Below are 12,255 nucleotides of genomic sequence, written 5' to 3' on the forward strand. Positions count from 1 at the left end.
AACAATATTTGTTTTAATACATAATTTTTTTAAAAAATATATTTTTAAAAATAATTTATTCATTTTTTAAAATATTATTAATAAAGAGAAAACTCATGATAAAAATTAATCAAGCTTGCGATTTAATTATTTTTGGAGCAAAAGGAGATTTAGCTAGAAGAAAGTTGTTACCTGCTTTATACAAATTAGAAAAATTTAATAAAATACATTCTAATACACGTATAATTGGAGCAGGTCGTGCTAATTGGACTAAAGAAGAATATATAAAAACAGTAAAAACAGCAATTAAAAATTTTTTAAATGAAGATATTAACGAAGACATTTGGAATAAATTTAGTTTACGTTTACATTTTTTCAATATTGATGTTCATAAAGAGCTTTATTTCATAAAATTAAAAAAAATGTTAAATAAAACAAAAAATGTAATTATTTATTATTGTGCTGTACCTCCAAGTGCTTTTAATGCTATTTTTCAAGGGTTAGGAAAAGTTAATTTAAATTTATTACCATCAAGAATAATAATAGAGAAACCGATGGGAATATGTTTAAAAACGTGTAAAAAAATTAATGATCAAATATCTAAATATTTTTTAGAATCACAAATTTTTAGAATTGATCATTATTTAGGAAAAGAATCAATATTAAATCTTTTTTCCTTACGTTTTTCTAATTCATTTTTTTTTAATAATTGGAATAATAAAGTTATTGACCATGTTCAAATTACTGTATCTGAAGAAGTAGGTATTGAAAACAGATGGAATTATTTTGATGAAATGGGTCAAACTAGAGACATGGTCCAAAATCATCTTTTACAAATACTAACTATCATTGCAATGAATCAACCAAGAGATATTTTGCCAGAAAATATTAGAAATGAAAAAATAAAGATTTTACGTACACTAAAAACTATTAATTCAGAAAACATCAATACTAAAACTGTAAGAGGTCAATATACATCTGGTAATATTAATGGTAAAAAAGTACCTGCATATATAGAGGAAAATGGAGCAAATTCAACAAGCCAAACTGAAACATTTGTATGTATTAAAGTTGATCTTGAAAACGATCAATGGTTTGGTGTACCTTTTTATTTACGAACAGGTAAAAGATTAGCACATAAATATTCCGAAATAGTAATTGTTTTTAAAAAAATGCCTATAAATTTATTTACAAAATATAATTATAATTTATCTCAAAACAAATTAATTATACGATTAGATCCTAATGAAAATATTAAAATAAATTTTTTAAAAAACTTACCAGGATTACATGAAACATATAAATTAGAAAACGATATAATTCAATCACATTGTTCTAAAAAAACGAATGAAAATAAAATTGATGCTTATGAAAGACTTCTATTAGAAAGTATGAAAGGAGTACAATCTTTATTTGTATGTCGTGAAGAAGTAGAAGAAGCGTGGAAATGGATCGATCCAATTATAAGTGCTTGGAAACAAAGTTCAAAAAATACTCTACAATTATATACAGCAGGTACATGGGGGCCAAAAAATTCAGATAAAATAATTATGCAAGATGGAAGACATTGGAATAAATTTGATTTAAAATAATTACAATTAATTTATCTATCTTGACTTGATTAAGAAAACTATGTTAGTTTAAAAATATTTTTAAATATTTGAATATAAAATTAATATTTACACTTAATTTATTTAATACAACTATTATTTTTAAATTAATTTCAAAAAATACTATTTTGCCTGAATTGAGGAAGATAATATCTTATGATACGTATTATTCTTTTCTTATTAACTAACTTAGCAGTTACATCAACATTTGCTTTAATCCTTGCTTTAACAGGAATCGATTCTGATAGTATTTATGGTATATTAATTATTTCTAGTTTATTTGGTTTTAGTGGATCTTTTGTATCACTTCTTATATCTAAATGGATCGCATTACGTTCAGTAAAAGGTAGAATTATTAAATCTCCTGATAACCATGTAGAACAATGGCTATTTGATACTATTAGTAAACAAGCTATACAAAAGGGAATAAAAACACCACAAATAGCGATATATGATGCTGTCGATATAAATGCTTTTGCAACAGGTTTTCGACGTAATTCAGCATTAATTGCAGTATCTTCGGGATTATTAGAAAAAATGACTCGAAGTGAAGCTGAAGCTGTTATTGGGCATGAAATTAGTCATATTTATAATGGTGATATGATTACAATGAGTTTAATACAAGGTGTAGTAAATACCTTTGTTATTTTTATCTCTCGTATTGTTTCACAAATATTAAATAGTGTATTATCAAACAATGATGAAAATAATGAAAATGAAAAACATTCATTTGTCTTCTTTGTAATTTCAACAATATTAGACATAATATTTGGTATGCTTGCAAGCATTGTGACTATGTGGTTTTCTAGACATCGAGAATTTTATGCGGATGCTGGTTCTGCAAAATTAGTAGGTCGAGAAAAAATGATTTCTGCATTAAATAAATTAAAATCAAGCCATGAACCACAGGAATCTGATAGTATTATTGCGTTGTGTATTAATGGTAAATCTAAATCAGTTGTAAAATTATTTGCATCTCATCCTTCTATAGATAAAAGAATACAAGCTTTAAATAACGAAAAATACATGTAAAATAAATCCCATAAAAACTTCTCTTAGTAGAAATAGTCTATTAAGAGAAATATTAAATAAAAATTTATCTTTATTAATTTTTTTAAGCTTGTTTTTTTTTATAAAAACGTTTATAATCATTAAGAAAAAATATAGTTGAAAAAAGCAACAATTCTGTTTATGCATGGCATTTTAAAATTAAAAAATTTTAGAGTAGAAGACGTTAAAAAATTTTCTTGAAAAATCTTAAATTCATGCCTCATGCAGTAATGTTTCTAATTTCTTAAAATAATCAAAAAATTCATAATTTTAAAGGAAAAAAAATGAGTAAGATTAAAGGTCAAGTGAAGTGGTTTAACGAATCTAAAGGTTTTGGTTTTATTACGCCATCAAATGGAAGTAAAGATGTTTTTGTGCATTTTTCATCTATTCAAGGAAATGGTTTTAAAACATTATCTGAAGGACAAAACGTTGAGTTTGAAATTCAAGACGGACAAAAGGGTCCATCCGCAATCAATGTATGTTCTATATAAAAAATAGATAAAATATTTTAGAAAAAGACCTCTGTTAAAAATCAGAGGGCTTATTTTTTAAAATAAATTTTTATAATATCAAAAATTATCAAATAATCCATAAAATATATTTCATTACATAATATTTTAACTTCACAGATAAATTCTCTCAAAATCTGTTCATTCAAACATATGATCTAGCTATATCTAAATTATTTTTTAAACTTCTCGAAAAATAAAATATATAATATTATTATAGATAAATTAAACACTATGCTGTCCTATTTTTTTTTACGGAGTTTTTCTGATGGATTTTTTTTTAGAACCGTCAACTTGGGCCGGCTTATTAACACTAGTTGTTTTAGAAGTAGTTCTAGGAATTGATAATTTAATATTTGTAGCAATCTTATCAGAAAAATTACCTCCTAATCAAAGAGATAAAGCAAGATTGATTGGGTTGGGATTTGCATTAATAATGCGATTAGGATTATTATCATTAATATCTTGGATTGTAACTTTAACAACTCCTATCATTAACAATAGATTTTTTGTTTTATCAGTACGTGATTTAATTTTACTTATAGGTGGTTTATTTCTATTATTTAAAGCTACAATTGAACTTCATGAAAGATTAGAAAATGAAGATCATGAAAATTCAGAAAATAAAAACTATGCTAGTTTTTGGGCTGTAGTTATTCAAATTGTTATATTAGATGCTGTTTTTTCATTAGATGCCATCATTACTGCAGTAGGTATGGTGAATCAGTTATTAATTATGATGATTGCAGTTGTATTAGCTGCAATACTTATGTTATTAGCTTCAAAAGCATTGACTAATTTTATCAATTTACATCAAACTGTTGTAGTTTTATGTCTTAGTTTCTTATTAATGATTGGTTTTAGTTTAGTAGCAGAAGCTTTAAAATTTTATATTCCAAAAGGATATTTATATACAGCTATAGCGTTTTCAATTTTAATTGAAATATTTAATCAAATAGCTCGACATAATTTTATGAAAAATCAATCTAGAAAACCTATGAGACAAAGAGCTGCTGAAGCAATTTTGCGGCTAATGGTAAGAGAAAAAAATAAACAAACAAGTACAAAAAAAATACAAAAAAATAATAGTGAAAAAATATCTATTAGTCCTTCATTAGAAACAGAAACGTTTAAAGATGAAGAAAAATACATGATTAATGGAGTTCTCACATTAGCAGGTCGATCAATTAAAAGTATTATGACACCAAGAAGTAATATATCTTGGGTCAATACAGAAAAAAATACTAATGAAATTCGTACTCAGTTATTAGATACACCTCATAGTTTATTTCCAGTTTGTAAAGGTGAATTAGATGAAATTATTGGTATTGTACGCGCAAAAGAACTATTAGTTGCCATTGAAAACAATATAGATGTTTATAACTTTGCTGCTCAAATACCACCTATTATTATACCTGATACTCTTGACCCAATAAATCTTTTAGGTGTTTTACGTCGTGCTCAGGGGAGTTTTGTAATTGTCAGCAATGAATTCGGTGTAGTTCAGGGATTAATTACCCCATTAGATGTGTTAGAAGCTATAGCTGGAGAGTTTCCAGATGCCGATGAAACACCAGATATTATAAAAGAAAAAAACAGCTGGTTGGTAAAGGGAGAAACAGATTTACATTCATTACAACACTTACTCAATACAAAAGAACTTATCAAAGAAGATGACTGTGCTTCATTAGGTGGATTACTTATAGCTCAGAATGGTCAGTTACCCATTCCAGGAGAAGTGATTAATATTCACTCATTTTCTTTTCATATTGTTAAAGCAACAGAATACCGTATTGATTTAGTCCGAATTATTAAAAATTAAAATACTAATTAAATTAAAAACAAAATAATTATAATATTTAAAGATTAAACTATATCTTATAAAATAAATAGATTTAAAATATTGAGAAAAGTATGTCTAATATAATTTTAGCAATTGATACTTCAATTAATTATTGCTCAGTAGCTATATACAAGAAACAAAAAATATATGCATTATCAGATAACTGTAATCAAGAGCATACTATCAAAATATTACCAATGATTCAAAAAACACTATTACTTGCAAATATAAAACTTAAAGAAGTAAATTACATAGCTTTTTCGAAAGGACCAGGTAATTTTACTGGCATCCGAATTGCTACAGGCATTGCACAAAGTTTAGCTATAAGTTTAAAAGTACCTATTTTAGGGATTTCAACGTTAGCTATTATGGCTGAAAAAGCATGGCGAAAATATCATCAAACAAAAATACTAGTTATAATGTATGCTAAAACTGAGAAGGTATATTGGGCTAAATATATTAAAAATAATACATTATTATGGACAGGAGAAAAAACAGAGTCTTTACTTAATTTTAATGAACTTAAAGAAAAAATAAAAAATTTGAAAAAAGATAATTGGTCATTTTTTGGAAGTGGATTTGAAAAAGTTAATTGCATAAAATTTTTGAATTTTAAAAAAATGAGAATCATATTTCCTCATGCAAAAGATATAATCCCATTTTCTTTATATAATATAAAAAATAGAAATTTTTTACATGCTACTGAAGTAACTCCTAATTATTTAAATAATTTTTTAAAATAAATATTTAAACGTAAATATCAATACTGAAATACTAAAGATACTTCAGTATTGATTTCAATATTATTCTATATAATATATATATTAAATTTGATAAATGATTTTAATACTTATTTAATTGTTTTAAATTATTAATCTGGCAAAACAACATTTAGCTCTAATATAGAAATTTCTTCATTCCTTTGTTCTAATTGTATTGTCACCATATTAGGATCTATATTTACATATTTACAAATTACCGAAAGTATTTCACGTTTTAATTGTGGAAAGTAATCTGGTTCATTTTGAAATTTTCTTCGTTCTGCGACAATAATTTGTAATCTTTCTTTAGCTACATGAGCAGTATTTTTGTTCCGGGATAAAAAAAAATCTAATAAAGCCATGTCTATCTCCCGAATAAACGTCGTAAAAAACTTTTTTTTTCTTCTTCAATAAATCGAAATTTATGATTTTCACCTAACAAGCGATGTACTGTATCAAAATAAGCATGTCCTGCATTTGAAGTATCATCTAAAATAACAGATTCTCCTTGATTTGATGCTCGTAACACAGAAGTATCTTCAGGAATTACACCAATAATTGGTATTCGAAGTATTTCTAAAACATCATTCATACTTAACATCTCACCATTTTTAACACGTGTAGGATTATAACGTGTTAATAAAAGGTACTCTTTAATAGGAGTATTATTCTGTTCAGATCTTTTTGATTTAGATGATATAATTCCTAATATTCGATCGGAATCTCGAACTGAAGAAACTTCTGGATTTGTAGTAATAATAGCTTCATCTGCAAAATATAATGATAAAATAGCTCCTTTCTCGATTCCTGCAGGTGAATCGCAAATAATAAAATCAAAACCCATGTTAATTAACTCATTTAAAACTTTTTCTACTCCTAAATATGTAAGAGCCTCTTTATCTCGAGTTTGAGATGCTGGTAAAATAAATAAATTTTTAGTTTTTTTATCTTTAATTAAAGCTTGATTGATTTTTGCTTCACCTTGAATTACGTTAACAAAATCATATACTACTCTACGTTCGCACCCCATAATTAAATCTAAATTTCTTAAACCTATATCAAAATCTATAACAACAGTTTTTTTTCCTTTTTTTGCCAAACCAGTTGCAATAGCAGCACTTGAAGTAGTTTTACCTACACCTCCTTTCCCTGAAGTAACTACAATAATCCGTGTCATATAAAAAGTTCCTAAAAATACACTTAACTAAGAGAATTTATAGTTAAAACTTTATCATTTAAATAAATTTGAGCTGATTTTCCAATAAACTTTAATGGTATTTGATCTGATAACCAATATTCACCAGATATTGATAATAGTTCTGCAAACAATGCTGTACAAAATATATTACTTGTAACATCTCCGTTAGCACCTGCAAGTACTCGTCCTCGAACTGATCCGTAAATATGAATATTTCCATCAGCAACTAATTCTGCTCCAGCACTTACATTATTTGTTACTATTAAATCAGAATATTTAGCATATATTTTTTGACCTGAACGAACAGGTGTTTTTATAATATGAGTTTTTTCTGTTTTTTTAGTTGTTTTTTTATTAATTATATTTTCAAAATTATGTGTTCTATAAAAAAAACTAACATTTTGTTCTATATTTTGTTCTATATTTTGTTCTATATTTTCTATTTTTTTACCTTCTAATAAAATAGGCAATCCTGAATCAATGATAATTTTTTTAAGATAGTTATCTTTACACCCAGTTACACCTACAATAAAAAAACTATGTGAAATAATAACTTCTTGTATTTTTCTCCAATTTATTTGATTTAATGATAAATTTGAAACATTAAGAATAATAGGTGCATTTTTAAAAAATTGAGGATATTCTTGAATTTTTTTATATAATGATTTATTAATTAAATCTATATTATTACTTTTTATGTACAATACTAATAATGTAAAATTACTACCTTTTATTTCAATAGACGTTTTTTGCATATATATTGCTCAATAATTTATATTTATATGCATATTAAATGTAAATGTATTATCTTTATAAAAACTAACAGTGATAAATTTAATTAAATTATAATATAAATATCATTTGATAACAATTTCTATTTTTTAAAGTTTTTAGATAATTTATAATATTTAAATACAATTAATATAATATAAGGTTGATATAAATTTAATAATTTACAATTGACATTGCTAATTAATAACAATATTAAATATTTTAATATAAAATCCATAAGGAAAACTAAAACCTTGTTATTTTCTCAAAATAGTCAACTAATATTACGTCATCAAAATATTTTTAAAAATAAAAAAATTTTTTTTTCAGGGAATATAAAAGATGAGTTACCAATACACTTATACAGTATAAAAACGAGTATACACCTGAGTACAAATTATAACTTTGATATTAATCAAAAAAATAATCTTAATAAATTGAGTATATATTATAATTTACTTGTGTCAGAAAAAATTGTAAAAAATTATAATACACTGATTTACTATTGGCCTAAAAGTAAATCAGAAGCGATATTTCAATTATATAATTTATTATCTTGTTTTTCTATTGGAACTGAAATTTTTATTGTAGGTAAAAATTCAAGTGGAGTTAAAAGCGTAATAAAAATATTGGAAAACTGGGTTCACTTAAGTAAATTAGAAAGCGCAAAACATTCTATTTTATTCTCAGGCATTCTTAAATGTAAAACACAATTTACATTAAAAGATTTTTTTAAAACACATATATGGGAAAATTTATATATAAAATGTTTACCAGGAGTTTTTGGTTATAAAAAAATAGATTTAGGCAGCAAACTACTTGCTTATACTTTTTCTAATAAAATTAATGGTGAAATTTTAGATATAGGATGTGGATCAGGATTTTTATCTGCTTCTTTATTAAAAAAATCGAGAAATTCTGTTTTAACTATGATAGATAATAAAGAATCAGCAATAATATCAAGTCGAGAAACTCTCTATTCTAATCAATTAAAAGCAAAAGTTTTTTCTAGTAATATTTACTCAAATATATTTAATAAATTTGATTTCATTATATCTAATCCACCATTTCATGATGATTTACAAGTAAATTTTAATATAATAAAAAAAATTATAATTAATTCTGTAAAATACTTAAAAAAAAGAGGGGAATTAAGATTTGTTGTTAACAGCTGTTTTAATTATGATTTTATTTTAAATAAAAACTTTAAAAAATATAATATTATTGAAAAAACAAAGTTTTATAAAGTATATCAAGCTTTATTAAATTAATTTAAGTTGGTACCCGGAGCGGGATTTGAACCCGCAAAGCTTTTAAAGCCGAGGGATTTTAAGTCCCTTGTGTCTACCAATTTCACCATCCGGGCCTATTTTTATAGGCGTATCCCGGAATCGAACCGGGTTATACGGATTTGCAATCCGCTACATAGCCAATCTGTCAACACGCCTTTATTTTCTTATTATAAAAAAAAAAAAACAAAATTACAAATAAAATTTTATAAATATAAATATATTTATATAAAAAGTTCTAATAAAATAAAAAATTATCTTTACATTCATTAATATAATGTTTTAATATTACTGTAATTAATTTATATAAAATATTTAATAGAGATATATGGAGAGGTGGCCGAGTGGTTTAAGGCAGCGGTCTTGAAAACCGCCGATGAGAAATCATCCGAGAGTTCGAATCTCTCTCTCTCCGAAAAATTATTAAATATATAAGTTAATTAATAATATCTCCTCAAACAATGTGAATCAAAAAATAATTTATTGATCAGCAGAAACCTCAATTTCTACACGACGATCAGGTGCTAGGCAACTAATTAATAAAGGTCTACTCTCTACATCTTTACATACTTGATCAGTTATAGGATACTGATTGCCCATTCCTTGAACATTTATTTTATTTTCAGATATTCCATGAGAAGTAAAATAATTTTTAATACTATACGCACGATCTTCAGATAATTGTTGATTATATTCCTTATTACCTATTCTATCAGTATGACCTGACAGTGTAATATAAATATTTTTTGATTTAATATTATTTATTTCATTATCAATTTTTTTTAGCTTGTCATAAGATATAGGTTTTAATTCTGTACTATTAAAAGGAAAGTTAATATTTTCATTAAGTGCAATATATTGTTTATTAGATGTTTCTGGAGAATATGATGCAAACATGTCATTAATATTAGATTTTCCAAATTTCCATGCAAAGGAAACAACTGCATCTCCTAAAGTAGGTTTAGATAAATTCATAATTTTATCAACACTACTTTTCCATGTATAATCAAATCTAGTAATAAATTCATCGTTGAAAATATATTCAGCCCCTAAAGATAAACTAGGAAACACTAAGCTATTTCTAGTAAAAACAGTTTGTAAGTCTTCTTTAGTTAAATTTTCCCAAAACATCATTCCTCCTAATCGAGTATATACTCGGAAATCATCGGTAATAGGATATGATAATTTTGTTGAAATTTGAACATTGTTAGCTTGCATAGTTTCTTTAGGTTTTTGAAACATTAAATGCGGATGTAATCCAGTTGTATTATTTTCTATTTCTAAACCAAAATATGGGTTAAATTCATATCCTAAAAATAATCCAAAAACAGGAGCATTTATATTTTCTTCACTTTTTATAGATTGTAGTTCTTTATATTTTAAAAGATTAAAATTAGACCATCCTACTTTAGCACCTAAATACCATCCATCATTACTTTTTGAGTGAACATTAGTGACTAAGCTTACTAATAGAACGATAATAGTAAGAGCTCGTTTTTTCATTTGAAAACTCCATTTTGAGATAAATTATAAAAAATTAAGAACATGTAAATAACTTTAAAAATAAATTATAGTATATTTTATTATATAATATATATTATATTAATAATATAAATCGATATATTTATATTATTTATATAATATATATTTCAAATCTTAATATATATCCTTAAATTTTTTTAATTAATTAACATTATTAGAATTATTTAAAAAAGATATTCCTAAAAAATATAAACTAATCAAATAAATCATTCCAGAAACAAATAAAATTATAAATAAACGCGTTATTTTCGTAAAAAAAGAACTAATATCATATAGAGGTATAAAATATATCATAAAAATTAAAACAAATGTCATAGAAAGTATTGCAATTAATAAACGAAATATAAAAATACATTCATTAAAATTAAAATGAATTAGTTTTTTTTGATACATTTTCCAATACAATAAAAAAAAATTTATCCAACCAGATATACTAAAAGATAGAGCTAAACCTGCATGTTGAAAATAAAAAATTAAACATGGATTTAATATTTGTGTTATTGATAAAGTAAAAAGTGCTATTCTTGTGGGAATATTTACTTCTTGAGAAGCATAAAAAGCTGAAGATAAAACTTTAACTAAAATAAAAGCAACTAAACCAATAGAATATAATTCTAATGCTTTTTGTGTCATTAAAACATCAAAATTTGTAAATTTTCCATATTGGAATAAAATAACTACTAACGGTTTAGCTAAAACAAATAATATAATAGAACTAGGTAAAGATAAAATTAAACCAATACGAAATCCCCAATGAAGTAATTGTTTATATTCTTTAAATCTATTTTTTGAATAACTTTTTGATAAAGATGGAAATAAAATTGTACTTAAAGAAACACCTAGCATACCAATTGGAAATTCAATCAATCTATCAGCATAATACATCCAAGATATCGAACCTGAATTTAATAAAGAAGCAAAAATAGTGTTAAAAATTAAAGAAATTTGATTTGCAGAAGCTCCTATAAGACATGGTCCTATTTTTTTTAAAACTTTTAAAAGCCCAATATTATTAAAATTAAAATTAGGCATTATAAACATATTTATTTTAATTAAAGATGGAAGCTGATATATTAATTGAATAATTCCTCCTATAATAACAGACCAAGCCAATACAAGAATTGATGGTTGAAAAAAACTATTAAAAAAAATAGATAAAATAATAATAGTAATATTTAAAATACTTGGTGCAAGTGCAGGAATAGAAAAATAGTTCCAACTATTTAAAATAGAAGAATATAATGAAGATAAAGAAACTAATAAAATATAAGGAAACATAATTTTTAACAACGTAGAAGATATTTGAAATTTTTGAATTGATTGAGTAAATCCTGGTGCACTAAATTCAATTATATAACTAGAAAATATTATTCCCAATAATATAATAATAGATAAAAATATAATAATTAGACCTGATAAAGATGCAATAAAATCTTTTGTATATTTTATTTTTTTATACGATTTATAATATATTAATATAGGAACGAAAGATTGTGAAAAAGCCCCTTCAAAAAATAGTCGACGTAATAAATTTGGAATTTTAAAAGCAACAAAAAACGCATCAGTATAAATAGAAACACCAAAAATATGAGCAATTACAAGATCTCTCAAAAAACCTAATATACGTGATATTAATGTCATAAAACTAAGAGAAAATAAAGATTTTAAAAGATTCATCTTAAATTAACCTAAACGGTTTA

General features: G+C 24.4%; 11 protein-coding genes and 3 tRNA genes. 7 read left to right on the plus strand and 7 right to left on the minus strand.

Annotation, left to right across the window (positions count from 1 at the left end):
- Positions 1-95: 95 nt before the first annotated feature.
- The 5 genes from zwf (at position 96) to tsaB (ending at position 5,737) form a co-directional block, all read left to right on the plus strand.
- On the plus strand, positions 96-1,571 hold the full coding sequence (gene zwf, locus D9V62_RS01630; protein WP_158340074.1) for a glucose-6-phosphate dehydrogenase: 1,476 nt from the start codon (positions 96-98) through the stop codon (positions 1,569-1,571).
- A 174-nt stretch (positions 1,572-1,745) separates the two neighbouring features.
- On the plus strand, positions 1,746-2,621 hold the full coding sequence (htpX, locus tag D9V62_RS01635; RefSeq protein ID WP_158340075.1) for a protease HtpX: 876 nt from the start codon (positions 1,746-1,748) through the stop codon (positions 2,619-2,621).
- A 302-nt stretch (positions 2,622-2,923) separates the two neighbouring features.
- Positions 2,924-3,133 carry a cold shock-like protein CspC gene (gene cspC / locus D9V62_RS01640; protein WP_158340076.1) on the plus strand — a complete coding sequence of 70 codons (210 nt, stop codon included), beginning with the start codon at positions 2,924-2,926 and terminating at the stop codon, positions 3,131-3,133.
- A gap of 286 nt (positions 3,134-3,419) precedes the next feature.
- The gene (locus tag D9V62_RS01645) at positions 3,420-4,973 is read left to right on the plus strand and encodes a TerC family protein (protein WP_158340077.1); all 1,554 of its coding nucleotides are present in this window, start codon (positions 3,420-3,422) and stop codon (positions 4,971-4,973) included.
- Between the two features lie 92 nt (positions 4,974-5,065).
- A complete protein-coding gene (gene tsaB, locus D9V62_RS01650; protein ID WP_158340078.1) occupies positions 5,066-5,737 on the plus strand; it encodes a tRNA (adenosine(37)-N6)-threonylcarbamoyltransferase complex dimerization subunit type 1 TsaB in 672 nt (223 codons plus the stop codon).
- Between the two features lie 128 nt (positions 5,738-5,865).
- Here tsaB and minE read toward each other — a convergent pair whose 3' ends face one another.
- The 3 genes from minE to minC are packed head-to-tail and all read right to left on the minus strand — an operon-like array spanning position 5,866 to position 7,708.
- A complete protein-coding gene (gene minE / locus D9V62_RS01655; RefSeq protein WP_158340079.1) occupies positions 5,866-6,117 on the minus strand; it encodes a cell division topological specificity factor MinE in 252 nt (83 codons plus the stop codon).
- A 2-nt stretch (positions 6,118-6,119) separates the two neighbouring features.
- Complete coding sequence (gene minD / locus D9V62_RS01660; RefSeq protein ID WP_158340080.1) at positions 6,120-6,932, minus strand: septum site-determining protein MinD; 813 nt, start codon at positions 6,930-6,932, stop codon at positions 6,120-6,122.
- A 23-nt stretch (positions 6,933-6,955) separates the two neighbouring features.
- Positions 6,956-7,708, minus strand: a complete 753-nt coding sequence (gene minC / locus D9V62_RS01665; RefSeq protein WP_158340081.1) for a septum site-determining protein MinC — start codon at positions 7,706-7,708, stop codon at positions 6,956-6,958.
- Between the two features lie 270 nt (positions 7,709-7,978).
- Between minC and rsmC the strand changes: the two genes are divergently transcribed.
- Complete coding sequence (gene rsmC, locus D9V62_RS01670) at positions 7,979-8,995, plus strand: 16S rRNA (guanine(1207)-N(2))-methyltransferase RsmC (protein ID WP_158340082.1); 1,017 nt, start codon at positions 7,979-7,981, stop codon at positions 8,993-8,995.
- A 7-nt stretch (positions 8,996-9,002) separates the two neighbouring features.
- On the opposite strand, the gene D9V62_RS01675 is transcribed toward rsmC, so the two are convergent.
- Positions 9,003-9,090: transfer RNA gene (locus D9V62_RS01675), tRNA-Leu, on the minus strand.
- Between the two features lie 10 nt (positions 9,091-9,100).
- A tRNA-Cys gene (locus D9V62_RS01680) sits at positions 9,101-9,171 on the minus strand.
- A gap of 172 nt (positions 9,172-9,343) precedes the next feature.
- On the opposite strand from D9V62_RS01680, the gene D9V62_RS01685 reads away from it, so the two are divergent.
- Positions 9,344-9,428: transfer RNA gene (locus tag D9V62_RS01685), tRNA-Ser, on the plus strand.
- 65 nt (positions 9,429-9,493) lie between these two features.
- On the opposite strand, the gene D9V62_RS01690 is transcribed toward D9V62_RS01685, so the two are convergent.
- Both D9V62_RS01690 and murJ read right to left on the minus strand, forming a co-directional pair.
- Positions 9,494-10,516 (minus strand): OmpA family protein, encoded by a 1,023-nt coding sequence (locus tag D9V62_RS01690; RefSeq protein ID WP_158340083.1) that lies wholly within the window; start codon positions 10,514-10,516, stop codon positions 9,494-9,496.
- 180 nt (positions 10,517-10,696) lie between these two features.
- Complete coding sequence (murJ, locus tag D9V62_RS01695; protein WP_158340084.1) at positions 10,697-12,232, minus strand: murein biosynthesis integral membrane protein MurJ; 1,536 nt, start codon at positions 12,230-12,232, stop codon at positions 10,697-10,699.
- Between the last annotated feature and the right edge of the window lie 23 nt (positions 12,233-12,255).

It is taken from the genome of Buchnera aphidicola (Aphis helianthi) (assembly GCF_005083845.1).
Classification (GTDB): Bacteria; Pseudomonadota; Gammaproteobacteria; order Enterobacterales; family Enterobacteriaceae; genus Buchnera; species Buchnera aphidicola_AW.